The organism is Kitasatospora sp. NPDC127121, assembly GCF_042677305.1.
GTDB lineage: Bacteria > Actinomycetota > Actinomycetes > Streptomycetales > Streptomycetaceae > Kitasatospora.
The window spans coordinates 38,530-63,460 of sequence record NZ_JBHXTQ010000047.1 but is presented as its reverse complement, the minus strand read 5'-3'; the positions used below and the strand labels follow the sequence as shown (position 1 = coordinate 63,460).

The following is a 24,931-nucleotide window of genomic DNA, read 5'->3' as shown; positions in this document are numbered from 1 at the left end:
GGTGCAGGTCGGCCCCGGTGACGGCCTGGTCGCCGATCACCAGCGCCCGCACGCCGCCCTCGTCGGAGATCCGGACCAGCTTGCCGTCCGGGGTCCAGGACGGGACGCCCTGGAACAGCTCCAGCCAGACGTCGTCGCGCTCCTCGAACAGCACCTCGGTGGCGCCGGTGGCCACGTCGAGGCCGAGGATCAGCTGGCTGCGCTGGTCGCGGGCCTGGACGAGCAGCAGCGGCACGCCGCCCGCGGACCAGTGCACCCGGGCGAGGTACGGGTAGGCCGTGCGGTCCCAGACCACCTCGGTGCGGCCGCCGTCCAGGTCGAGCACCCAGAGGCCGACCTCGGCGTCGGCGGTGCCGGCGGCCGGGTAGGCGACCTCGGCGGGCTCGCGCTGCGGGTTGGCCGGGTCGGCGATCCACCAGCGGCGCACCGGGGTGTCGTCGGCGCGCTCGACCAGCAGCCGGTCGCCGTCGGGGGACCACCAGAAGCCCCGGTCGCGGCTCATCTCCTCCTGGGCGATGAACTCGGCCTGCCCCCAGGTGACGTTCGGGCCGTCGGGCTCGGCGAGCACCCGGTCGGCGGTGCCGTCGGCGCGGGTGAGGCGCAGTTCGCCGGCGGTGTTGGCGTAGGCGACGTGGCTGCCGTCCGGGGAGACCCGCGGGTCCAGTAGCGGGCCCTGGGCGGGCAGTTCGGCGGTGGCGCCGGTGGCCAGGTCGGCGGTGAACAGCCGGCCGGAGAGGGCGAAGGCGGCCAGTCGGCCGGCCGCGTCCAGGGCGTAGCCGACGATGCCGGCCGAGCCTTCGCGGCTGCGCTCGCGGCGGGCCTTCTCGGCGGGCGAGAGGTCCTCCTCGCCGCCGCCGAGCAGCACGGCCGGGTCGGCGGCGATCCGCTCCTCGCCGGTGGCGGTGTCGAGGGTCCAGAGCAGGTTGGCCCGGTCGCCGCCCGACCGGGAGCGCAGGAAGACGACCCGCGAGCCGTCCGGTGCGACGGAGAAGGAGCGGGGCGCGCCGACGGTGTAGCGCAGGGTCCGCGCGTACTGCCGGGGGAAGGTGTCCGCAGGGGTGTGGGAGGTCATGGCACCAGACCCTACGATGCCGTACTCCCGCTGCCGGGCGCATGGTGATCACTCGTTCGGAGCATCGTTCCCGAGTGCGCCCCAAAGGCGCCCATACCCCCTCCGACCGGCCCATGCGCCCCACGAGTGCCTCCGTACCCCGGCGCGTGGAGACTCACCGAATGTAATGCTCCCCTTACCCATCGGGTATGACTGGTCGGGCGGGTGATCGTCGGGCCCGTCCCGGCCCCGGTCGCCCGACCGCAAGTCCCGTACGGTCCCACCGTCACCCTCCCCAGGGGGTGGCGCACCCGAGAAGGGGTGTGAGCCGACATGGCTTTGTCCGTCTCCGCAGCCATGCTGATGCTGGTCATCGTGGTGGTGCTGATCCGCCGCTCCGGGCTGAAGCTCGCGCACGCGATCATCTGCGCGCTGCTCGGCTTCTACCTGGCGTCCAGCTCGATCGCGCCGTCGATCAGCCAGGTCACCAGCAACCTCGCCGGGATGATCAACGGCCTGAAGCTCTGACCCCGCCACGGCGGTCGTTAGGCTTCCTCCCATGACCGCGACTACCGGCCGCCGCCTGCTCCTGGTGCACGCCCACCCCGACGACGAGTCGATCGGCAACGGCGCCACCATGGCCCGGTACGCCGCCGAGGGCGCCCAGGTCACCCTGGTGACCTGCACCCTCGGCGAGGGCGGCGAGGTGATCCCGCCCGGGCTGGCCCATCTGACGGCCGATCGGGAAGGAACCCTCGGCGCGTACCGGATCGGCGAGCTGACCGCGGCCATGCGCGCGCTCGGCGTCACCGACCTCCGCTTCCTCGGCGGCCCGGGCCGCTACCGCGACTCCGGGATGATGGGCCTGCCCGACAACGACGTGCCCGGCTGCTTCTGGCAGGCCGACGTCGACGAGGCGGCCGGCCACCTGGTCGCGGTGGTCCGCGAGGTCCGGCCGCAGGTGCTGGTCACCTACGACGAGAACGGCGGCTACGGGCACCCGGACCACATCCAGGCGCACCGGGTCGCGATGCGCGCGTACGAGCTGGCGGCCGATCCGGCGCACCGCCCGGAGCTGGGCCCGGCCTGGCGGATCGCCAAGGTCTACTGGAACCGGATGCCCCGCTCGGTGATCGAGGCCGGGCTCGCCGAGACCGCCGCCCGGGCGCCCTTCCCCGGGACGGCCCGGCCGGCCGACGTTCCCGGGGTGGTGGCCGACGAGGTGGTCACCACCGTGCTGGACGGCTCCGCCTACGCCGGGCGCAAGGCCGCCGCGATGGCCGCGCACGCCACTCAGATCACCGTGGACGGCGCCTTCTTCGCGCTCTCCAACGACCTCGGCCAGCCGCTGGTCACCACCGAGTACTACCAGCTGGTACGCGGCCAGGCCGGGCCGGAGCGGCCCGAGGACGACCTGTTCGCCGGCCTGTCGCCCGCCGCCGACCCGCTGCCCGCCACCGCCACCGCCACCGCCACCGCCGAGGAGAGCGTCCGATGACCGAGCCCGCCGCCGCCCGGCCGCCGCGCCGCTCGTTCCCGGCGGCCGTCCTCGGCACCCGCGAGGAGCGGCTGGCCGAGCCTCAGCCCCCGCGCGGCGCCCGGATCACGGCCTACGCCCTGTTCTTCCTGCTGGGTGTCGCGGTGTCGGTCTGCGGATCCTTTGTGCAGGCCTTGTGGCCGCCCGTGGGGGTCCTGCTGGCGCTCGCCGCGACCGGCGCCACCTTCTACGGCGGCCTGCGGGTCACCGGCACCCGGCTGGGCGCGGCGCTGCCCGCGGCCGGCTGGTTCATGGCGATGCTGCTGGTGATCGTGCCCCGGCCGGAGGGCGACAACGTGCTGTGGTCCAACGCCACCTCGCTCGGCTGGCTGTTCGGCGGCTCGGTCCTGGGCGTGATCTGCGCCACCCTGCCGACCCGTAGCGGCTGGTTCCCGGGCGTGCCCGGCCCGCCGCGCTGAACCCGCCCGCGGGGCACGTACGGCACCGCGCACGACGCGCAGTCAGGAGCGCACGGCCGTACTCTCATACCGGAGGAACCGGACGTATCAGGATCTGTCCGAAGCCGTTCGTCGCTCTGTTCTTCCCAGTATGGTGGTCCCGCAGAACGCCGTACCCGACCGCCGCCCGCCCAGGCCCGGCGACCACGAACCGCGGTCGCGCCGCACGGCCCGCCCGCGAACCCGGAGCAGAGCAGCATTGAGCAGCCGCGAATCTGACAACGCCCACCCGACGCCCCGGCGTACGGGTCCGGACGCCTACCCGTCGGGCACCCCGCCCTACGGCACACCGGGACTCCCGGGCGGCGACCGGGCCGGTGCCGCCCAGGGCGCCGCGTCGGGCGGCGAGGACGACGGCCCGAAGACCGAGACCACCCTGACGACCCGGGTCCGGATCAACATCCCCGGGTCGCGTCCGATCCCGCCGGTCGTGGTCCGCAGCACCGTCAAGAACGAGGACGGCCCGGGCGAAGAGGCCCCGGCGGCCGCCCCCGAGCCGGGCGGCCCGCGGCACCGGTCCGCGCCTTCCTCCCCCGTCCTCGGGGTGATGGAGGGCGGCGCCCGCACGGCCACCCCGCCGGAGCTGCCGCCGGAGTGGCAGGTCCCGCCGATCCCGCCGGCGACGTCCGAGGCCGAGTCCACCGGCGCCTGGTTCCGGCCGCGGCAGAAGAAGGCCGAGCCGGCGCCGACCGCCGTACCGGCCGGTGCCCCGAACACCCCTGGCGCGCCGGAGGCCTCGGCCGCGCCCGCCGCCGCCGAGCCCCGGCCGACGGCCGCCCCGGCCCCCGGCGCCCGCCCGAACGGTGCCCGCCCCGCCCAGGGCGCGGCCCGTCCGAACGGCCGACCGGTGCCCGCCCAGGCCCCGAACCCGGCCCCGAACGGCTCGCCCGCCGCGCCGTTCGGGGCCGGCCCCGGTGCGCAGGCCCCGGCGGAGGAGCCCGGCGTGTACGAGGCCGCCTCCCCCTTCGCGCCGCCCACCGCCGACCCGTTCGCCCCGATGGCGCCCACGGCCGGAGCCCGCGGCCGGCGCGACGACCGCCCGCAGCAGGGCGCCCAGCAGAACGGCGGCCAGCAGAACGGCGGCCAGCAGAACGGCAGGCAGCGCAACGGCCGGCAGCCCGACGGACGGCCGCAGCAGGGCCCGCGCCCGGGCGCCCGCCCGCAGGGCCCGGCGACCGGCGCGACGGACCCGGAGGACACCTCGGTCGACGGCTTCGAGCCGATCCGCGAGGGCACCCCGCCGCCCGCCGCCATACCGGGCCTGCCGCAGAACGGCGCCGCGCACGGCGGCGAAGCCCGCCCGCAGCCCGGCCTGTTCGCCTCGGCCCCGGCCGGTGCCGACCCGTTCGCCGCCCAGCGCCCCGCCGGGCCGGGCCAGGACGCCTTCGCCCACCCGGCCCCCGGCGGGCTCTTCCCCGGCGCCCCCGGGCACCCGCAGCAGCAGCCCGGACCGGACCCGGAGGCCACCGAGCTCACCCCGCTGCCGACCCCCGCCCCGGGCCCCCGGCCCGCACCGCAGCCGGCCAAGACCGAGTCCGCGCCCGCGCCCGCGCCCGCCAAGGGCAAGGGCAAGGCCAAGCCGAAGGCCAGCGCCGGCAAGAAGCTGGTCAAGCTGGGCGTGTACGGCGTCGGCTTCGTGCTGTTCCTCGGCGCCGCCGCGTACGGCACCGGTCTGATGCTCAACCAGTCCGACATCCCCAAGGGCACCGTGGTGCTCGGCACCGACATCGGCGGCAACAGCCGCGACCAGGCGATCCACCAGCTCGACGAGACCGTCGGCAAGACCGGCCAGCAGCCGCTCAAGCTGAAGGTCGGCGACCAGGCGCTGAACCTCGACCCGACCGTCGCCGGGCTGAGCTTCGACACCACGGGCACCGTGGACGGCCTCGCCCAGCACAGCTACAGCCCGGTCGACGTCATCAAGTCGCTGAAGGGCGGCACCAAGGCGGTCGCACCGGACGTCAAGGTGGACCGGGCCAAGCTCAAGGCCGCCCTGGACACCCTGGCCTCCGGCTCGGGCCAGGGCCTTCAGGAGGGCTACGTCAAGTTCGCCGAGAACGGCGACCCGGTCGTGGTGCCCGGCCGGGCCGGCCAGGCCGTCGACTCGGCGAGCGCCCTCGACGTGGTCGAGCAGGCCTACCGCGACCGCGCCGCCGGCAAGCCCGACCAGCCGATCGCGCTCGCCGTCACGGCCGCCCAGCCCAAGGTCTCCCCGCAGGCCCTGCAAGCCGCCGCGGACAGCCTCGGCAAGTCCGCGCTCAACGGCAACGTGTACGTCCTGGCCGGCACCAAGAAGTGGATCTTCGGCAAGGTGGTCGCCGCCAAGACGCTCACGCTCGTCCCGGACGCCTCCGGCAAGATCGTGCCCAAGTGGGACCTCGACGCGCTGAACGGCCAGCTGGGCAGCGTGTTCGACAAGGTGAAGGTCAAGAAGAACGGCCAGACCGCCGCGATCACCCCGCAGGACGTCGCGGACGCCGTCACCTCGCTGCTCGACAAGACCGGCGAGAAGGACCGCACCTTCAAGTTCACCGTCGCCTGAGCAACGACCGCACCGATCGGGGGGCGGGCCGGCATCCGGCCCGCCCCTCGACAACTCCCCCTCCCGGTCAGCAAGATGTGACGCCACACCTTCCGCCACACCTTCCGCCACAGCCACCTCGGGGAGCACGCCGATGAGCCGCCGCCTCCAGCACCGGACGGCCCTGCTCGCCGGTCTCACCGCCCTGTCGCTCTCACTGACGCTCTGTTCGTGCGCCTCCGGCCAGGGCGGCGCCGCCGCGGACGGGCCGTCCGCCACCGGGGCCCCCAAGCTCACCTCGATCGACGTCAACCCGCGCGAGCGCTCCCAGCTGCGCCAGGGCGGCACCCTGCACCTGGCGATCGCCCAGTTCTCCCGCCAGTGGTCGCCGATCCAGACCGACGGCAGCGAGTCCTCGACGATCAGCGTCAGCAAGCCGCTGCTGCCGACCTTCTTCCGCTCCGACGCGGCCGGCACCCAGACCGTCAACCCGGCCTACCTGCAAGACGCCCACGCGGAGCTGCGGGACGGCCGGCAGGTCGTCGTCTGGACGCTCAACCCGAAGGCCCACTGGTCCGACGGCACCCCGATCACCTGGCGCGACCTCGAAGCCAACTGGCGCGCGCTGAACGGGAAGGACCCGGCCTACCGGCCCGCCAGCAACACCGGCTTCGAACAGGTCTCCTCGGTCGAGCGGGGCAAGGACGACTTCCAGGCGGTGATGACCTTCGACCGGCCGTTCTCCGAGTGGCAGTCGATGTTCAACGGCGCCGCCAACGCCCCGCTGCTGCCCGCGAGCCGGCTCGCCACCCCGGAGCTGTTCAACTCCGCCTACCTGGACGCGATCCCGGTCACCGCCGGCCCGTTCAAGGTCGAACGGCTGGACCGCGCCGCCCAGACCATCACCCTGGTCGCCGACCCCGCCTGGTGGGGCGACAAGCCGATGCTGGACCGGATCGTCTTCCACGCCATGCTGCCCAACGCCATGGCCCCCGCCTTCGCCAAGGGCGAGATCGACCTCTTCAACAACGGCCCGGACGTCGCCGGCTACCAGACCATCAAGAGCACCAAGGGCGCCGCCGTCCGCCGGGCCGGCGGGCCCGACTTCCGCCAGCTCACCCTCAACGCCCGCACCCCGGCGCTCAGCGACGCGACCGTCCGCCAGGCCATCTTCCAGGCCATCAACCGGGACGCCGTCATCCGCTCCGACCTGAACGGCCTGGACTGGCCCGCCGCCCCGCTCAACAACCACCTGCTGGTCGCCAACCAGAACGCCTACCGGGACAACTCCCTCGGCCTCAGCCGCTACGACCCCGCCGAGGCCGCCCGCAAGCTGGACGCGGCCGGCTGGCGGCTCGACGGCGACGTCCGCAAGCGCAACGGCCGCGAGCTGAACCTGCGGATGGTCATCCCGGCCGGCGTCACCCAGGCGCAGAGCGAGGCCGACAGCGCCACCAGGACGCTCAAGGACATCGGCATCAAGGTCACCACGGTCACCGCCGCCGCCAACGAGTTCTTCGACAAGTACGTCAACCGCGGCGACTTCGACATCACCGCCTATTCGCTGCTCGGCACGCCCTTCCCGGCCAGCGGCAACCGCGCCGACTTCGTCCAGAACGGCGGCACCAACCACGTCGGCGCGGGCAGCCCGGCGGTGGACGCCGCCCTCGACCGGGCCGCCGCCGCACCCGACGCGGCCACCGCCTCCGAGGCGATCAACCAGGCCGACGGCGAGCTGTGGAAGGTGGCCGGCGTGCTGCCGCTCTACCAGCGCCCGCAGCTGTACGGCGCCCGCGCCAACCTCGCCAACATCGGCGCCCAGGGGCTGTCCGACATCGTCTGGGAGAACGTCGGCTTCGAGCGGTAGGCGGCGGCGACGCCCCGGCGCCCTCAGCCGTGCAGGGTCTCCCGCCAGAAGTGGCAGGCGCTGCGACGGCCCGGCAGTTCGGCGCCCTCGGCGTCCACCACCGGTACCAGCGGCGGGAGTTCGCTCAGGCAGCGGTCCTGCACCCGGTTGCAGCGCGGGTTGAACGCGCAGCCCTGCGGGACCTCCAGGAGGCTGGGCGGCAGGCCCTTGATGGCGTGGAGGTTCTGCCCCTTCTGGTCCAGCCGGGGGATCGAGTCGAGCAGGCCCCGGGTGTACGGGTGGGCGGGGCGCGCGTACAGGTCGCGCACCGGGGCCGTCTCGACGATCCGGCCCGCGTACATCACCGCGATCGTGTCCGCGACGTCGGCGACCACGCCGAGGTCGTGGGTGATCAGGATCAGCCCCATGTGGAACTCGTGCTGCAACTCGGCCAGCAGGTCCATCACCTGGGCCTGCACGGTGACGTCCAGCGCGGTGGTCGGCTCGTCCGCGATGATCAGGTCCGGCTCCATGGAGAGCGCCATGGCGATCATGATGCGCTGGCGCATGCCGCCGGAGAACTGGTGCGGGTAGTCGCCGACGCGCTGCCTGGCCGCCGGGATCCGCACCCGGTCCATCAGCTCGATGGCCCTCTCCCTGGCCTCCTTGCGGCTGGCGCCGCGGTGCACCTGGAACATCTCGCCGAGCTGGTAGCCCACGCTGAGCACCGGGTTGAGCGAGGACAGCGCGTCCTGGAAGATCATCGCGATCTTCTGGCCCCGGACGAACCGCCGGGCCTTGGAGCCCATGGTCAGCAGGTCCTCGCCGCGGTAGAGGATCCGCCCGCCGGTGATCCGCCCGGGCGGCACGTCCAGGATGCCCATGATCGCCTGCGCGGTCACCGACTTGCCCGAACCGGACTCGCCCAGCACCGCCAGCGTCTCCCCGGCCGACACCGAGTAGCTCACCCCGTTGACGGCCCTGGCCACGCCGTCCCGGGTACGGAACTCGACGTGCAGGTCGTCGACCTCCAGCAGCGGGGTCCCGGGCACCAGGTCCTCCCGACCGCCGCCGATCACCTCCACCATGTCCATCCGAGCAGCCCTCCCCCAGCGCGGCAGCGAGCACCTATACGCGCAGAGCAACTATCAACGACCCGACCCCACTTGCGGAATTGCGCGGCACGTCTCTTTTCCATCACAAGAAAGGGCGCACCCCCGGTGCGGGGGCGCGCCCTGGATCCCGCGAGCCGCTAACCGGGCCCGGCATCCCCCTGCCCAGCCTCGCGCTCCGCAGCGCCCTGCCCGACCTCGCGCTCCGCCGCGCCCTGCCCGATCTCGCGCTCCGCCGCACTCTGCCCAATCTCGCGCTCCGCAGCGAAGTGACACGCCGAGTCGTGCCGGGCCGCCCCGCCCAGCCAGGACGGCGAGGCGAGCAGCGGGATCTCGGCCGCGCAGCGGTCCTGCGCCTTCCAGCAGCGGGTGCGGAAGCGGCAGCCGGACGGCGGGTTGGCCGGCGAGGGCACGTCCCCGGTGAGCACGATCCGGTCCCGCGACTCCCGGGCCGTCGGGTCCGGCACGGGGACGGCGGAGAGCAGCGCCTGGGTGTACGGGTGGGTGGCGTGGTCGTAGATCTCGGCATCGCTGCCGATCTCGACCATCTTGCCGAGGTACATCACGCCTACGCGGTCGGAGATGTGCCGGACGATGGAGAGGTCGTGCGCGATGAACATGTACGAGAGGTTGAACTCGCCCTGCAGCTTGTCCAGCAGGTTGATCACCTGCGCCTGGACGGACACGTCCAGCGCGGAGACCGGCTCGTCGCAGATGATGATCTCGGGCTTGAGCGCGAGACCGCGGGCGATGCCGATGCGTTGGCGTTGCCCGCCGGAGAACTGGTGCGGGTAGCGGTTGATGTACTCCGGGTTGAGCCCGACCACGTCCAGCAGGTCCTGGACGGCCTTGCGGCGGTCGCCCTTGGGCGCCACCTCGGGGTGGATCTCGAACGGCTCCCCGATGATGTCGCCGACCGTCATGCGCGGGTTCAGCGAGGTGTACGGGTCCTGGAACACCATCTGGATGTTGCGGCGGACGGCCTTCAGCGCCGCCCCGGACAGCCGGGAGATCTCCTCTCCCTTGTAGCGGACCGATCCCCCGGTGGCCGGCTCCAGGTTCATCAGCACCTTGGCCAGCGTGGACTTGCCGCAGCCGGACTCGCCGACGACGCCCAGCGTCTCGCCCTGCCTCAGGTCGAAGGAGACCCCGTCGACGGCCTTCACGGCGCCGACCTGCTTCCTGAACAGCACGCCCTTGGTCAGCGGGAAGTGCTTGACCAGGTCCCGGACTTCGAGGATCGGCTCGCCGCGCGGCACCTCCTGGGCGAAGGCGTCCTTCTCCGGCACCGCGGCGCCCAGTGCGCTGGACCCGTTAGCGGCCATGGAGGGTCTCCTTCCAGAAGAAGCAGGCGCTGCCCCGCCCGGCCAGCGGGGCGCCGTCGTCCTCGGCGACCGGGTACAGCTCCGGCACCTCGGCCCGGCAGCGGTCCTGCGCCCGCGGGCAGCGCGGGTTGAAGGCGCAGCCCTGGGGGATCCGCAGCAGGTTGGGCGGCAGGCCCTTGATGGCGTAGAGCTCCTGGCCCTTCTGGTCCAGCCGCGGGATGGAGTCCAGCAGGCCGCGGGTGTACGGGTGCGCGGGGCGCGCGTACAGGTCGTGCACCGGGGCGGTCTCGACGATCCGGCCGGCGTACATCACGGCGATCTTGTCGGCGACGTCGGCGACCACGCCGAGGTCGTGGGTGATCAGGATCAGGCCCATGTGGAACTCCGCCTGGAGCTCCGCGAGCAGGTCCATCACCTGGGCCTGCACGGTGACGTCCAGCGCGGTGGTGGGCTCGTCCGCGATGATCAGGTCCGGTTCCAGGGCCAGCGCCATGGCGATCATGATGCGCTGGCGCATGCCGCCGGAGAACTGGTGCGGGTAGTCGTTCACCCGCTGCTTGGCCGCCGGGATGCGCACCCGCTCCATCAGCTCGACGGCCTTCTCCTTGGCCTCCTTGCGGGACGCCCCCCGGTGGGCCCGGAACATCTCGCCGAGCTGGAAGCCCACCGTCAGCACGGGGTTGAGCGAGGACAGCGCGTCCTGGAAGATCATCGCGATCTTCTGGCCGCGGATCCTGCGCCGCTCCTCGTTGCCCATCTTCAGCATGTCCCGGCCGCGGAAGCGGATCTCCCCGCGCGGGATCCGGGCCGGCGGCATGTCCAGGATGCCCATGATCGCCTGCGCGGTCACCGACTTGCCCGAACCGGACTCGCCCAGCACCGCGAGCGTCTCCCCCGCCCGGACGCTGTAGTCGACCCCGTTGACCGCCTTGGCCACGCCGTCCCGGGTGACGAACTCGACGTGCAGGTCGCGGACGTCGAGCAGCGGCCCCTCGTACGACGCGGCCCGCTCGGACCTGGTGGCGTCCACGGCTGTACTCACGTTGCGCTCCCCTCGCTCAGCGAAGCTTCGGGTCGAGGGCGTCGCGCACCGCGTCGCCCAGCATGATGAAGGCCAGCACGGTGACGGAGAGCGCCACCGCCGGGAAGAACAGCACGTACGGCGCCGTCCGGATCACCTTCTGGGCGGAGGAGATGTCGATGCCCCAGGAGATGGTCGGGTCCTGCAGACCGATGCCGAGGAAGCTCAGCGTCGCCTCGGTGGCGATGTAGCCGCCGAGCGCGATGGTGGCGACGACGATCACGGGGGCGATGGCGTTCGGCAGGATGTGCCGGAACATCAGCCGCCCCGTCCCGGCGCCGAGCGCCCGGCCGGCCACCACGTAGTCGGACTGTTTGACGGTCAGCACGGCGCCGCGCATGACGCGGGCGATCTGGGTCCAGCCGAGGAAGGCCAGCGCGATGACCACGCTCCACACCGTGCGGGTGGTGAAGGCGTTCAGCAGCACCAGGGCGCCGAGCAGCAGCGGGAGGCCGAAGAAGATGTCGGTGATCCGGGAGATCACCGCGTCGACGGCGCCGCCAAAATAGCCGGCGACCATGCCGGCCAGTCCGCCGAGCACGGTGACCGCCAGGGTCACGCAGATGCCGACGGTGATCGAGGCCCGGGCGCCGTACACCACCCGGGCGTAGATCGACCGGCCCTGCCCGTCGTAGCCGAACCAGCCGGCGCCGAAGAAGTCCGTCCAGTCCGGCCGTCTGAGGTAGTCGTGGATCAGGTCGGCCTTGCGCGGGTCGGCGTCGGTGAACGCCCAGGGGAAGATCGCCATGACGACCAGCAGCAGGATCAGCACGGCGGAGATCAGGAAGATCGGCCGCCGGCGCAGGTCCCGCCAGGCGTCGCCCCAGAGGCTGCGGGCCTCCTCCCGCTTGGCCGGGTCGGGCTCGACCAGGGTCTCCTGCTCGACCGCCATGCCCTGCTCCCCGGCGTAGTCGAGGTGTGAGACCCCGGGCTTGGGGTGCGGCTCGTAGGAGTTCTCGTCGTGGATGTCAGGCATAGCGGATCCTCGGGTCCAGGACCGCGTAGAGCAGGTCGACGAGCAGGCTGGCGACGAGGTAGACGATCACCAGGACGGTCACGATGCCGACCACGGTGGGGCCTTCCTTCTGGTTGATCGCCCGGTACAGGACGTTGCCGACGCCCTGCACGTTGAAGATGCCCTCGGTGACGATCGCCCCGCCCATCAGGGCGCCGAGGTCGGTGCCGAGGAAGGTGACCACCGGGATCAGCGAGTTGCGCAGCAGGTGGCGGGAGATGACGGTCCGCCGGGGCAGGCCCTTGGCGACCGCCGTGCGGATGTAGTCGGCCCGCAGGTTCTCGCCGATGGACGTCCGGGTGAGCCGGGCGACGTACGCGAGCGAGAGCGAGCCCAGCACGATCGCGGGCAGGATCAGCTGGGAGAGGTCGGTGGAGTCCTGCACCGTCGGGGTGACCCAGCCGAGGTTGGTGGCGAAGATCGTCTGCGCGATGTAGGCCAGCACGAAGACCGGGATCGAGATCACCACCAGGGTGAGGATCAGCACCAGGGTGTCCTGGATGCTGCCGCGCCGGAGGCCGGAGGCCATGCCGAGGGCGAGGCCGAGGACCACTTCGAAGACGAAGGCCATCAGCGCGAGCCGGATGGTGACCGGGAAGGCGGTCGCCATGATCTCGGAGACGGGACGGCCGGTGAAGCTCGTCCCGAAGTCCCCCTGGAAGAGGTTCCCCATGTAGTGCAGGTACTGCTTCCAGACCGGCTGGTCCAGGAAGTACTTGTGCTTGATGCTGGCCACGATGGCCGGGTCGGCGGCCTTCTCGCCGAACAGCGCCGACACCGGGTCGCCCGGCAGCGTGTAGACCATCAGGAAGATCAGCAGCGTGGTGCCAAAGAACACCGGGATCATCTGCAGCACCCGCCGCAGCACGTAACTGCCCATCCGAGCCTCCTTCCTAGACGTGCCCTGGGTGCACGGCCGGCCGGGGACGGTCGGCCGGGAGGGCCGGGCCCCGCCCTCCGTGCGGGAAGGGCGGGGCCGGCGCGAGGGGTCGGGGGATCAGCCCTTGACCTCGACCTGGGTCCAGGCCGGGTTGCCGAAGGAGTCGAACTTCACGTTCTGCACCTTGGTCGAGTAACCCGAGTTGGTGCGGTAGTACCAGAGCGGGATGGCCGGCATCCCGCTCGGCAGCACCGCCTCGGCCTGCTGGTAGCCGGTCACCGTGTCGGCGACGCTGGCGGCCTCGTCGGCCTTGGTGGCCGCCTGGTCGAACTGCGGGTTGCTGTAGCCGAAGTCGTTGGACGCGGCGCCGGTGCGGTACACGTCGGACAGGAAGTTGGCGTTCAGCGGGTAGTCCTGCACCCAGCCGGTGCGGAAGGCGCCGTTGACCTGGTGCCCGGTGATCGCGGCGCGCGCGGTCTTGAAGTCGGGCTTCGGGTCGCCGAGGCACTCGACGCCGGTGCTCTGCCGGATCGAGTTGCAGACCGCGTCGACCCACTCCTTGTGGCCGCCGTCGGAGTTGTAGGTGATCAGCAGCTTGTTGCCGGGGACGCCGCCGCCGTCGCTGATCAGCTGCTTGGCCTTCGCCGGATCGAACTTGCAGAAGTCGCCGCAGGCGCCGTCCTTGTAGCCCTCGACGCCCTCGGCCACCCAGGCGGTGGCCGGCTTGCGGGAGTTCTGCAGCACCGTCTTGGTGATGGTGTCGCGGTCGATCGCCATGGACAGGCCCTGGCGCACCTTGGCCTTGTCGGGCGCGGCCCAGTCGGCCTGGTAGAGGGTGAAGCCGATGTTCTGGATGGCGCCCTGCGGGGCGTCGATCGCCCGGTCGCCGAGGTCGCTCTTGTACGTCGCCAGCGCGGACGGCGGCACCTGGTCCATCACGTCCAGGTTGCTGGACTGGAGGTCGGCGTAGGCGGCCTCGGACGTGGTGTACATCTTGAAGACGATGCCGCCGTTCTTCGGCTTGTCGACGCCCTGGTAGTCCGGGAAGGCCTTGGTGACGACCTCGGAGTTGTGGTTCCAACTGACGAACTGGTAGGGGCCGTTGCCCACCGGCTTCTGCCCGTACCCGGTCGGGTCGTTGAAGAAGGCGTCCGGCAGCGGGGAGAAGGCGATGTAGCCGAGCTTGTACTCGAAGTACGAGACCTTGTTGCTGAGCTTGACGGTGAAGTGCAGGTCGTCGACCACGGTCAGGCCGGACATCTTGGTCGCGGTCGGCTGGCCGCTGACGGGGTGGACGTTCTGGTAGCCCTCGATGTCGGAGAACCAGGAGCTGTTGATCTGGTTGTTGCTGGTGGTCGCGCTCCAGTTCCAGGAGTCCACGAAGTTCTTGGCGTGCACCGGCGTGCCGTCGTGGAACTTCCAGCCGTCCTTCAGCGTGACGTCGAAGGTCTGGGAGTCACTGGTGTCGATCTTGTCGGCGACCTGCATCCGGATCTTGGCGGTGGCGGGGTCGTAGTCGACCAGCCCCTTGAAGAGGTTCTGGATGATGCGACCACCGCCGACCTCGTTCGCGTTGGCGGGCTGCAGCGGGTTCTGCGGCTCACTGCTCTGGTAGCTGAAGCTCTTGCTGCTGTCCGGCGAGCTGTTGCTGCTTGCGCCGCCGCCGCTGCACCCGGTGGCCACCAGGGCCACGGATGTCGCAGCGGCGAGGACCCAGCGAGCACGGGCGGCTACGGGCATGGTGGTCCCTCCTCGTGGTGTGTGTCGCATCACACCCCATGAGAAGCGCGCCCGGTCGACGGCGCGAGTCGAATGCACCCGGACGGGTGCGTTGAGCGCCCCGTGAGTTGACGGAACGACGGAAGGGCCCGCGGCGCGAAGCCACGGGCCCTTCCGGGGATGCCACGGGGAGTCAGGCGGCGGCCGGCTCCCGGACCTCGGCGAAGTGACAGGCCGAGTCGTGCGCGGCCGGGCCCTTCAGCACCGAGGGCACCGCGAGCAGCGGGATCTCCTCGGCGCAGCGGTCCTCCGCCTTCCAGCAGCGGGTGCGGAAGCGGCAGCCGGACGGCGGGTTGGCCGGCGAGGGGATGTCACCGGTCAGGATGATCCGATCGCGGTTCTCGCGCGCCGTCGGGTCCGGCACCGGCACCGCGGAGAGCAGCGCCTGGGTGTACGGGTGGGTGGCGTTCTCGTAGATCTGCTCGTCGGTGCCGATCTCGACCATCTTGCCGAGGTACATCACGCCGACGCGGTCGGAGATGTGCCGGACGATGGAGAGGTCGTGCGCGATGAACATGTACGACAGGCCGAAGTCGCCCTGCAGCTTCTCCAGCAGGTTGATCACCTGCGCCTGGACGGACACGTCCAGGGCGGAGACCGGCTCGTCGCAGATGATGATCTCGGGCTTGAGCGCGAGACCGCGGGCGATGCCGATGCGCTGGCGCTGGCCGCCGGAGAACTGGTGCGGGTACCGGTTGATGTACTCCGGGTTCAGACCCACGACGTCCAGCAGGTCCTGGACGGCCTTGCGGCGGTCGCCCTTGGGCGCCACCTCGGGGTGGATCTCGAACGGCTCCCCGATGATGTCGCCGACCGTCATGCGCGGGTTCAGCGAGGTGTACGGGTCCTGGAACACCATCTGGATGTTCCGGCGGACGGCCTTGAGGGCCTGGCCGGACAGCTTGGAGATGTCCTCGCCCTTGAACAGCACCTGGCCGGAGGTGGCCCGCTCCAGGTTCATCAGCACCTTGGCCAGCGTGGACTTGCCACAGCCGGACTCGCCGACGATGCCGAGCGTCTCGCCCTTCGCCAGCTCGAAGGAGATGCCGTCGACCGCCTTGACCGCGCCGACCTGCTTCTTGAAGAGGATGCCCTGGCTCAGCGGGTAGTGCTTGACCAGGTCCCTGACCTCCAGGATGGGCTCAGCCATGGAGGGTCTCCTTCCAGAGGTGGCACGCGCTGCGGCGGCCGGTGAGCTCCTTGCCGTCCTTGTCCGCCACCTGGTGCAGCGCCGGGATCTCCGTGCGGCACAGGTCGGTGGCGACGTCACAGCGGGGGTTGAACGCGCAGCCGGCCGGGACCTTCAGCAGGTTCGGGGGCAGGCCCTTGATCGCGTACAGCTCCTGGCCCTTCTGGTCCAGGCGCGGGATGGAGCGGAGCAGGCCCTTGGTGTACGGGTGCGCCGGGTTGGCGTACAGGTCGTGCACCGGGGCGGTCTCGACGATCCGGCCGGCGTACATCACGGCGATCTTGTCCGCGACGTCGGCGACCACGCCGAGGTCGTGGGTGATCAGGATCAGGCCCATGTTGTACTCGGCCTGGAGCTCCGCGAGCAGGTCCATCACCTGGGCCTGGACGGTGACGTCCAGGGCGGTGGTGGGCTCGTCCGCGATGATCAGGTCGGGCTGCATGGAGAGCGCCATGGCGATCATGATGCGCTGGCGCATGCCGCCGGAGAACTGGTGCGGGTAGTCGCCGACGCGCTGCCTGGCGGCCGGGATGCGCACCCGGTCCATCAGCTCGATGGCCTTCTCCTTGGCGTCCTTCTTGGAAGCGCCCTGGTGCACCCGGAACATCTCGCCGAGCTGGTAGCCCACGCTGAGCACGGGGTTGAGCGAGGACAGCGCGTCCTGGAAGATCATCGCGATCTTCTGGCCGCGGATCCTGCGCCGCTCCTCGTTGCCCATCTTGAGCATGTCCTGGCCGCGGTACAGGATCTCGCCCTGCGTCACCTTGCCGGGCGGCATGTCCAGGATGCCCATGATGGTCTGGGCGGTCACGGACTTGCCGGAGCCGGACTCTCCGAGCACGGCGAGCGTCTCGCCCGCCGCGACGGAGTAGTTGACGCCGTTCACGGCCTTCGCGATGCCGTCCCGGGTGTGGAACTCCACGTGGAGGTTCTTGACCTCCAGCAGCGGGGTGCCAACTTCGAGTCGGCCGCTCTTCTGGTTGTTGTTCTCGATCACGGTGGTCATCGGGTCGTCACCTCTTCTCTCAGCGGAGCTTCGGGTCGAGGGCGTCGCGCACCGCGTCGCCGAGCATGATGAAGGCCAGAACCGTGAGGCTCAGCATTCCGGCGGGGAAGAACAGGGCGAACGGAGCGGTCCGGATCACCTTCTGGGCGGTGTTGATGTCGATGCCCCAGGAGATGGTCGGGTCCTGCAGACCGATGCCGAGGAAGCTCAGCGTCGCCTCGGTGGCGATGTAGCCGCCGAGCGCGATGGTGGCGACGACGATCACGGGGGCGACCGCGTTCGGCAGGATGTGCTTCCACAGGATCCGGCTGGTGCCGGCGCCGAGCGCCTTGGCCGCCGTCACGAAGTCGGCCTGCTTGATGGTGATGACCGAACCGCGCATGACACGGGTCATCTGGGTCCAGCCCAGGGCGACCAGTGCGAACACCACGCTCCAGATGGTGCGCGAGGTGAAGGCGTTGAGGATCACCAGGGCGCCGAGCAGCAGCGGGATGCCGAAGAAGATGTCGGTGACCCGGGAGATGATCGTGTCGACCCAGCCACCGAAGTAGCCGGCCAGCATGCCGGTGATGCTGCCGAGGATGGTCACACCCGCGGTGACGCAGATGCCGACGACGACCGAGGCACGGGCCCCGTAGATCACCCGGGCGTAGATGCTGCGGCCCTGGAGGTCGTAGCCGAACCAGTCGGCCTGGAAGAAGTGGCTGTAGTTCGGCTTCGTCAGGTAGTGCGCGCGCAGGTCGCCTGCGCGCGGGTCCGCCGAAGTGAACAGCCCGGGGGCGATCGCGATGACGATCAGCAGCAGGATCAGCAGCGCGGAGATCACGAAGATCGGCTTGCGGCGCAGGTCGTGCCAGGCGTCGGAGCCGAGGCTGCGGGCCTTCTCGGGCTTGGCCGCCGCGGTGTCGGCGGCGCGCTGGGCCGGGATCTCCTCGGCCGTCTTCTTCTCGGTCAGGTCAGGCATAACGGATCCTCGGGTCCAGGACCGCGTAAAGCAGGTCGACGATCAGGCCGGCGGCCAGGTACACGAGCACCAGGAAGGCCACGAAGCCGGAGACGGTCGTGCCCTCCTTCAGGTTGATCGCGTGGAAGAGCGCGTTACCGACACCCTTGACGTTGAAGATGCCCTCGGTGACGATCGCGCCGCCCATCAGGGCGCCGAGGTCGGTGCCGAGGAAGGTGACCACCGGGATCATCGAGTTGCGGAGCAGGTGGGTGCCGATCACCTTGCGCCGCGGCAGGCCCTTGGCCACCGCGGTGCGGACGTAGTCGGCCTTGATGTTCTCGGCTATGGAAGTACGGGTGAGGCGCGCCACGTACGCCAGCGACAGCGAGCCGAGCACGATGGCCGGCAGCATCAGCTGGGTGATGTCGTTCGAGTCCTGGACGGTCGGCGTGACCCACTTCAGGTCGTCCGCGAAGACCGTCTGGAAGATGAAGCCGAGCACCGGAACCGGGATCGAGATCAGCAGCAGGGTCATGACCAGGGTGCCCTTGTCGAACGCCTTGCCCCGGCGAAGACCGGCGAACAGGCCGACAGAGACGCCCAGCACGATCTCGATGATGAAGGCCAGCAGCGCCAGCCGGACCGTGACCGGCAGCGCCTCGGTGATCACATCGAGCACCGGCCGTCCGGCCAGGGTGGTTCCGAAGTCACCGGTGAGCAGTTTCCCCATGTAATCGACGTACTGCTCGTACCACGGCTTGTCGAAGCCCATCTGGTGGGTCAGTGCGGCGAGCTGGGCCGGGTCCGGCGCCTTGTCGCCCCACATCGCGGCCACCGGGTCACCCGGCAGCAAGTGCACCATGACAAAGATGAGCAAGGTCGTTCCGAAGAAGACCGGGATCATCTGGAGCAGTCGCCTCGCGACAAAGCGCCCCATCGTGCCTCCATGTATGACTCTGCCGGGCCCGTCATCCCGGCCAGAGATAAGTCGGCGTGCCAACGGCCGGTGCCAGTCCTCGCCCTTGTGGGGATGGACGGGCACCGGCCGTTGTCACCGGGTCAGGCGGTGCCGACCGATTACTTCTTCTTGACCTCGACGTCGGTGTAGACCGGGTTGCCGAAGGAGTCGAACTTCACGTTCTGGACGTTGTTGGACCAGCCGGAGCTGGTCTTGTAGTACCAGAGCGGGATGGCCGGCATGTCCTTGGCCAGGACGGCCTCGGCCTGCTGGTAGAGCTCCGCGGTCTTCTCGACCGAGGTGGCCGCGTCGGCCTCCTTGGAGAGCTTGTCGAACTCCGGGCTGGAGTAGCCGGCGTCGTTCGCGGCGGCACCGGTGCCGTAGACGTCGCGCAGGAAGTTCGCGTTCAGCGGGTAGTCCTGCACCCAGCCGGTACGCATCATGCTCGACACCTGACGCTTGGTCACCAGGTCGCGCGAGGTCTTGAAGTCGGGCTTCGGGTCACCGAGGCACTCGACGCCGGTGGCCTGGCGGATCGAGTTGCAGACCGCGTCGACCCACTCCTTGTGACCGCCATCGGAGTTGTACAGGATGGTGATCTTGTTACCGGGGACACCGTTGCCCTCGGCGATGAGCTGCTTGGCCTTCGCCGGGTCGTACTTGCAGGCGTCGCCGCAGCTGCCGGCCTTGAAGCCCATGACGCCGGGCGCCACGAACGCGTCGGCGGGCTGACGCGTGCCGTTCAGCACGGTCTTGGTGATGGTGTCACGGTCGATGGCCATCGACAGGCCCTGGCGGACCTTGGCCTTCTCCGGAGCGTTCCACTCGGCGTTGTACAGCGCGAAGGAGATGTTCTGGATGGCGCCCTGCGGCTGGTCGACCGCGCGCTTGCCCAGGTCGTCCTTGTACTTGGGCAGGTCGGTCGAGTCGACCTGGTCCAGGACGTCGAGGGTGTCCGACATCAGGTCCTTGTACGCGGCCTCACCGGAGGTGTAGTTCCGGAAGACGATGCCGCCGTTCTTGGCCTTGTTGACGCCCGCGTACTTGTCGTAGGCGGCCAGGGTGATGGCCTTGTTGTGCTCCCACGAGACGAACTTGTACGGGCCGTTGCCGACCGGCTTCTGGCCGTAGCCCGCCGGGTCGGAGAAGAACCCGGTCGGCAGCGGGTAGAAGGCCGAGTAGCCGAGCTTGTACGTGAAGTACGAGACCGGGCTGGTCAGCTCGATGGTGAAGTGCGTGTCGTCGACGACCTTCAGACCGGACATGGTGTCGGCGGTCGGGTCACCCTTCTCCGGGTGAACGGCGTCGTAGCCGACGATGTCGGAGAACCAGTCCGAGTTGATCTGGTTGTTCTTGGTGTTCGCCGACCAGTTCCAGGAGTCCACGAAGGACTTGGCCGTCACCGGGGTGCCGTCGTGGAAAGTCCAACCGGACTTCAGCGTGACGGTGTAGCTCTTGGAGTCAGTGGTCTCGATCTTGTCGGCCACCTGGTTACGCAGGGCGCCGGTGGCGGGGTCGTAGTCGACAAGGCCCTGGAAGAGCTGCTTGACGATGCGGCCGCCCTGGTTCTCCATGGCGTTGGCCGGCTGCAGCGGACGCTGCGGCTCGCCGCTCTGGTAGCTGAACACGCCCTGGGCGTTGACCGCAGCGCCATCGGAGCTGCTCCCACCGGTGGAACCGCCACTGCTACAAGCAGTCGCGGCGAGGGCGACCGCAACAGCTGCGACAACCCACTTGGCCTGGCTCCCACCACGCATCGGTGTGCCTCCTGAATTCGACGTTGCAACGAGGAGGGCACTGCGGACGGGTGTTACCTGGCCCGCTGTGCCGTCCGCGCTCGTGGTTTCGGCGCGCACCCCTGCGCGTCACCCTTGACCCGAGCCTGACTGCACCCACTATCCGTCACGCACGGACACGAAAGTGACCAGTGACGATCTCAATTAGGTCACATGAACAGTCGGTAAGTTTCGAAAACCGGACATAAGAGACATAGCCAGACAGGCACCAAACGGACAGTCGTCATGAATGACGAACTGTCACGTTCGCTCAGCGGACACCTGGGAGTGATGAGCGCTATTCCGTTAATACGCCCGTCGACAACTTGGAGTAGTTGAAAAAGTTCGCCCCCCTCTCCATGGGAAAGGGGGGCGAAGCATTCCGGCCAAAGGCCGGTCAAGCCGTCCGGATCACGCCTTCTTGGCGCGCGAGGCGGTGCGGCCGCGGTCCTTCGCGTCGAGGACGACCTTACGGATGCGAACCGTCTCCGGGGTCACCTCGATGCACTCGTCCTCGCGGCAGAACTCCAGCGACTGCTCCAGCGAGAGCTTGCGCGGCGGGACGATCGACTCGGCCACGTCTGCGTTCGAGGAACGCATGTTGGTGAGCTTCTTCTCCTTGGTGATGTTGACGTCCATGTCGTCGGCGCGCGAGTTCTCGCCGACGATCATGCCCTCGTACACCTCGGTGCCCGGCTCGCAGAAGAGCACGCCGCGCTCCTGGAGGTTGGTCATCGCGAAGGCGGTGACCACACCGGACCGGTCGGCGACCAGCGAACCGTTGTTACGGGTCGTCAGGGTGCCGAACCACGGCTCGTGGCCCTCGTGGATCGAGTGCGCGATGCCGGTGCCGCGGGTGCTGGTGAGGAACTCGGTCCGGAAACCGATCAGACCGCGGGACGGGACGACGAACTCCATCCGGACCCAGCCCGAGCCGTGGTTGGACATGTTGTCCATCCGGCCCTTGCGGACGCCCATGAGCTGCGTGACCGCGCCCATGTGCTCCTCCGGCACGTCCACCGTGAGGCGCTCGACCGGCTCGTGGGTCTTGCCGTTGACCTGCTTGGTGACGACCTGCGGCTTGCCGACGGTCAGCTCGAAGCCCTCACGGCGCATGGTCTCGATCAGGATGGCCAGCGCCAGCTCACCGCGGCCCTGCACCTCCCAGGCGTCCGGGCGCTCGGTCTCCAGGACGCGCAGCGAGACGTTACCGATCAGCTCGCGGTCCAGGCGGTCCTTCACCTGGCGGGCGGTGACCTTGCGGTCCACCTTGCCGCTGGACTTCGCGTCCGCGCCCTTGCCGCTGCCGCCACGGCCGACCAGCGGCGAGGTGTTGGTGCCGATGGTCATCGAGATGGCCGGCTCGTCCACCGTGATCAGCGGCAGCGCGATCGGGTTCTCCGGGTCGGCGAGGGTCTCGCCGATCATGATCTCGGAGATGCCGGCGACGGCGCAGATGTCACCCGGGCCCGCCACCTCGGCCGGCTTGCGGGTGAGCGCCTCGGTCATCAGCAGCTCCGAGATGCGGACGCTGGAGATGGTGCCGTCGCGCTTGATCCAGGCCACGGTCTGGCCCTTGCGCAGCTCGCCCTGCTCGACGCGCAGCAGCGCGATGCGGCCGAGGAAGTTGTCGGCGTCGAGGTTGGTGACGTGGGCCTGGAGCGGCGCGTCGGCCTCGTACGTCGGGGCCGGGACGTGCTCCAGCAGGGTGGAGAAGAACGGCTCCAGGCTGGTGCTGTCGGCCGGGACGGTGCCGTTCTCCGGCTTGGTCAGCGAGGCGACGCCGTCACGGGCACAGGCGTAGACGATCGGGAACTCGATCTGGTCCTCGTCCGCGTCCAGGTCCAGGAACAGGTCGTAGGTCTCGTTGATGACCTCGTCGATCCGGGAGTCCGGGCGGTCCGTCTTGTTGATGCAGAGGATGACGGGCAGCCGGGCGGTGAGCGCCTTGCGGAGCACGAAGCGCGTCTGCGGCAGCGGGCCCTCGGAGGCGTCGACCAGCAGGACGACGGCGTCCACCATCGACAGACCGCGCTCGACCTCGCCACCGAAGTCGGCGTGGCCCGGGGTGTCGATGATGTTGATGGTGATCGGCGCGCCACCATCCTTCGGGTGGTACTTGACGGCGGTGTTCTTCGCGAGAATGGTGATGCCCTTCTCGCGCTCCAGGTCGTTCGAGTCCATCATCCGGTCGTCGAGGTGCTGGTGGGCGGCGAAGGCGCCGGCCTGCTTCAGCATGGCGTCGACCAGAGTGGTCTTGCCGTGGTCGACGTGGGCGACGATAGCGACGTTGCGGATGTCGTTGCGCGTGGGCATGCCTAGCTGATTCTCCTGGAATCGTGGGTTGCGGCGCCCGGCCGCGAGACGCCGACCAGCGATCCCTTTGGATCGCCGCCGCCCGTTCCGCCTGCTACTACCGGTCCACCCGCCGTGGCAACGGACATGCCTCGGCTTCCTCCTATCGTACGGGGAAGCGCCCAGGTGAGCAGAAACGGGCAGGTCGGGCGGGATCAAGATCACAGACAGGTCACCCGTTCGTCACCCGGTGTTCGCTCTCCGACCGGCTCCGACGGGCCCGGGGAACGGGCTCAGCCGCTCCACCCCACGTCCTGGAAGCGCGGCCAGCCGTACCCCCAGACCCCGGCGCCCGCGACGCCCGCCCGGACGCCGACCAGCTCGGGCCGCTGGTAGAGCGGCACCGAGTGGCCGAGCTGCCAGATCCGCACGTCCGCCTCCTGGAGCAGGCCGAGCCGGGCGGCCGGGTCGAGCTCGGCGGTGGCGCGGTCGAAGAGCCGGTCGATCTCCTCGGTTCCGCTGCGGGCGTAGTTGCTGCCGAGGTCGAGGGTGCCGTCGGCGTCGGGCCGGGGCTTGGCGTAGACGGGCCGCTGCTCGCTCGCCGGGCTGGTGCCGGCGGGCCAGGAGAACAGGGCGAGGTCGTACTCCCCGGCAGCCAACTGGTCCTGGACGAAGGTGTCGGCGGACGCCGTCACGGCCTTCACCTCGACACCGGACTCGCCGAGGTCGGCGGTGAGCGCGTCGGCGGTCCGCTTGGCGGTCGCGGAGCCGGCCGGGACGAGCAGGGTGAGGGTGAGCTCCTTGTCGTCCTTGGTGCGGGTGCCGCCGGTGTCAGGCCGCTTCCAGCCCGCCTCGTCGAACAGCCGGGCGGCGTCGGCCGGGCCGGCGGCCGCACTGTTGTCGCGGTAGCCGTCCTGGTCGCCGGCGAGCAGGTGGCTGCCCAGCGGGGCGCCGGGCAGGCCGAGCGGGGTGAGCGCGGCGTCGGCGATCCGCCGCCGGTCGACGGCGCGGGTCAGGGCGAGCCGCAGGGCCGGGTCGGCGAGCGGGCCGTGGGCGGAGTTGAGGGTGAGCTGGGTGAGCGAGGCGCCGACGGCCCGGTGCACGATGACGCCGCGCAGTCCCTCGGCCCGCCGCAGGGCCAGCGCCGCGGCCTCGGGTGCGGCGCCCGGGGGCGCGGCCTCGGCGGTCGGCGTGCCGGAGGCGGCCGGGGTGTCGGTCGGCGCGGCGGTCGGCGTGGCGGAGGCGGTGGGCGTGGCGGAGGCGGCCGGAGCGGGCGCGGGCACCGCCTGGTCCACCGCCGCGGTGAGCGGGGCGATGTCCAGCCGGTTCTGGTCGAGCGCGTCCAGCCGGCCCTCCGGCGGCGCGGCGATGAACTCGATCCGGTCGGTCTTCGGCTGGTCCCCCCACCACCGCGGGTTGCGGGCGAGGACGACCTGCCCGCCCGCGGCGTCGTACCCGGAGACGGTGTACGGCCCGGCACTCAGGTGCTCGCCGCCGGTCAGCGCCCGGTTGAACGCGGCCGGGGTGGCCGTCTCGGCCGCCGGGTAGAGCGGGCCGAACAGCGAGCGCCATTCGGCGTACGGGCGCCGGAAGGTCACCCGGACTTCGTGCGGGTCGGCGCCCTGGGCGATCGCCTCGATGGCGTCGTACCCGGCCGGGCGGCCGCCCTGGTAGGCCGGGTCGAGGCCGGAGAGGGCGGCCCGCTGGGCGGTCAGGTCGGCCGCCGTGAGCGGGCTGCCGTCGCTCCAGACCGCGCGCGGGTTGAGCCGGTAGGTGACGACCTGCGGCTGCTTCCCGGGCGGGGTGGACTCGGCGCCGACCAGGTAGTCCGGGTCGGGGACGAGCCGGCCGTGCCCGTCGGGCCGGAACAGCGAGGGGTAGAGGGCGTGCGCGAGCAGCGCCGAGTCGGCGGTCGCCTCGCCCTGGTAGACGTTGAGCGTGGCCGGGACGCCGTCCACGGCCCAGCGCAGCTTGCCGCCGCCCCGGACGGCGGTGCGGTCGGCGGTCCGGACGTCCCCGGTGCCGGAGGTGGGGTCGGCCGAGGCCGGCGCGGGGTCGGGGGTACGGGCCGGATCCGGGCCGTCGGAGCAGCCGCCGAGGCCGGCGGCGAGCAGCAGCGCGACGGCTGCGGTGGTGAGCTGGCGGACGCGCATGGCG

At 70.7% G+C, this 24,931-nt stretch carries 19 protein-coding genes; 5 read left to right on the top strand and 14 right to left on the bottom strand.

The annotated features are described in order from the left end of the window. Positions 1–1,072: DPP IV N-terminal domain-containing protein (locus tag ACFVHI_RS22905; RefSeq protein WP_380342129.1), on the bottom strand; the 1,072-nt coding region annotated here is incomplete at its 3' end. A 312-nt stretch (positions 1,073–1,384) separates the two neighbouring features. On the opposite strand from ACFVHI_RS22905, the gene ACFVHI_RS22900 reads away from it, so the two are divergent. The 5 genes from ACFVHI_RS22900 (at position 1,385) to ACFVHI_RS22880 (ending at position 7,434) form a co-directional block, all read left to right on the top strand. Continuing rightward, on the top strand, positions 1,385–1,579 hold the full coding sequence (locus ACFVHI_RS22900) for a DUF2304 family protein (RefSeq protein ID WP_063347949.1): 195 nt from the start codon (positions 1,385–1,387) through the stop codon (positions 1,577–1,579). Positions 1,580–1,610: 31 nt separating this feature from the next. Then, positions 1,611–2,549 (top strand): N-acetyl-1-D-myo-inositol-2-amino-2-deoxy-alpha-D-glucopyranoside deacetylase, encoded by a 939-nt coding sequence (mshB, locus tag ACFVHI_RS22895; protein ID WP_380342126.1) that lies wholly within the window; start codon positions 1,611–1,613, stop codon positions 2,547–2,549. Continuing rightward, positions 2,546–3,007, top strand: coding sequence for a DUF6113 family protein (locus ACFVHI_RS22890; RefSeq protein WP_363372543.1), 462 nt, complete (start codon positions 2,546–2,548; stop codon positions 3,005–3,007). Before mshB ends, ACFVHI_RS22890 begins: the two co-directional genes overlap by 4 nt. Before the next feature lie 238 nt (positions 3,008–3,245). Next, positions 3,246–5,588: a peptidoglycan binding domain-containing protein gene (locus ACFVHI_RS22885; protein ID WP_380342124.1), complete on the top strand. Its 2,343-nt coding sequence runs from the start codon at positions 3,246–3,248 to the stop codon at positions 5,586–5,588. A 133-nt stretch (positions 5,589–5,721) separates the two neighbouring features. Continuing rightward, positions 5,722–7,434 carry an ABC transporter family substrate-binding protein gene (locus tag ACFVHI_RS22880; protein ID WP_063347952.1) on the top strand — a complete coding sequence of 571 codons (1,713 nt, stop codon included), beginning with the start codon at positions 5,722–5,724 and terminating at the stop codon, positions 7,432–7,434. Positions 7,435–7,457: 23 nt separating this feature from the next. Here ACFVHI_RS22880 and ACFVHI_RS22875 read toward each other — a convergent pair whose 3' ends face one another. The 13 genes from ACFVHI_RS22875 to ACFVHI_RS22815 all read right to left on the bottom strand — a co-directional run bounded on the left by ACFVHI_RS22875 (position 7,458) and on the right by ACFVHI_RS22815 (position 24,927). After that, the gene (locus tag ACFVHI_RS22875) at positions 7,458–8,507 is read right to left on the bottom strand and encodes an ABC transporter ATP-binding protein (RefSeq protein WP_063347953.1); all 1,050 of its coding nucleotides are present in this window, start codon (positions 8,505–8,507) and stop codon (positions 7,458–7,460) included. 158 nt (positions 8,508–8,665) lie between these two features. Further along, on the bottom strand, positions 8,666–9,850 hold the full coding sequence (locus ACFVHI_RS22870) for an ABC transporter ATP-binding protein (protein WP_079135646.1): 1,185 nt from the start codon (positions 9,848–9,850) through the stop codon (positions 8,666–8,668). Continuing rightward, on the bottom strand, positions 9,840–10,892 hold the full coding sequence (locus ACFVHI_RS22865; protein WP_063347954.1) for an ABC transporter ATP-binding protein: 1,053 nt from the start codon (positions 10,890–10,892) through the stop codon (positions 9,840–9,842). The genes ACFVHI_RS22870 and ACFVHI_RS22865 overlap by 11 nt, the downstream gene beginning before the upstream one ends. A gap of 16 nt (positions 10,893–10,908) precedes the next feature. Beyond that, positions 10,909–11,823: an ABC transporter permease gene (locus ACFVHI_RS22860; protein ID WP_063351165.1), complete on the bottom strand. Its 915-nt coding sequence runs from the start codon at positions 11,821–11,823 to the stop codon at positions 10,909–10,911. A gap of 76 nt (positions 11,824–11,899) precedes the next feature. After that, positions 11,900–12,826: an ABC transporter permease gene (locus tag ACFVHI_RS22855; protein WP_063347955.1), complete on the bottom strand. Its 927-nt coding sequence runs from the start codon at positions 12,824–12,826 to the stop codon at positions 11,900–11,902. 117 nt (positions 12,827–12,943) lie between these two features. Next, entirely contained in the window at positions 12,944–14,566 is a 1,623-nt protein-coding gene (locus ACFVHI_RS22850) for an ABC transporter substrate-binding protein (protein WP_063347956.1), read from the bottom strand. Positions 14,567–14,738: 172 nt separating this feature from the next. Then, positions 14,739–15,755: an ABC transporter ATP-binding protein gene (locus ACFVHI_RS22845; protein ID WP_063347957.1), complete on the bottom strand. Its 1,017-nt coding sequence runs from the start codon at positions 15,753–15,755 to the stop codon at positions 14,739–14,741. Continuing rightward, positions 15,748–16,800, bottom strand: coding sequence for an ABC transporter ATP-binding protein (locus ACFVHI_RS22840; protein WP_063347958.1), 1,053 nt, complete (start codon positions 16,798–16,800; stop codon positions 15,748–15,750). The genes ACFVHI_RS22845 and ACFVHI_RS22840 overlap by 8 nt, the downstream gene beginning before the upstream one ends. Before the next feature lie 19 nt (positions 16,801–16,819). Beyond that, complete coding sequence (locus tag ACFVHI_RS22835; RefSeq protein ID WP_063347959.1) at positions 16,820–17,764, bottom strand: ABC transporter permease; 945 nt, start codon at positions 17,762–17,764, stop codon at positions 16,820–16,822. Beyond that, entirely contained in the window at positions 17,757–18,683 is a 927-nt protein-coding gene (locus tag ACFVHI_RS22830; RefSeq protein WP_063347960.1) for an ABC transporter permease, read from the bottom strand. The genes ACFVHI_RS22835 and ACFVHI_RS22830 overlap by 8 nt, the downstream gene beginning before the upstream one ends. A 140-nt stretch (positions 18,684–18,823) precedes the next feature. Beyond that, the gene (locus ACFVHI_RS22825) at positions 18,824–20,461 is read right to left on the bottom strand and encodes an ABC transporter substrate-binding protein (RefSeq protein ID WP_063347961.1); all 1,638 of its coding nucleotides are present in this window, start codon (positions 20,459–20,461) and stop codon (positions 18,824–18,826) included. A 429-nt stretch (positions 20,462–20,890) separates the two neighbouring features. Continuing rightward, positions 20,891–22,795 (bottom strand): translational GTPase TypA, encoded by a 1,905-nt coding sequence (gene typA, locus ACFVHI_RS22820; RefSeq protein WP_063347962.1) that lies wholly within the window; start codon positions 22,793–22,795, stop codon positions 20,891–20,893. 272 nt (positions 22,796–23,067) lie between these two features. Then, positions 23,068–24,927 (bottom strand): ABC transporter family substrate-binding protein, encoded by a 1,860-nt coding sequence (locus ACFVHI_RS22815; RefSeq protein WP_380342114.1) that lies wholly within the window; start codon positions 24,925–24,927, stop codon positions 23,068–23,070. Positions 24,928–24,931 lie beyond the last annotated feature (4 nt).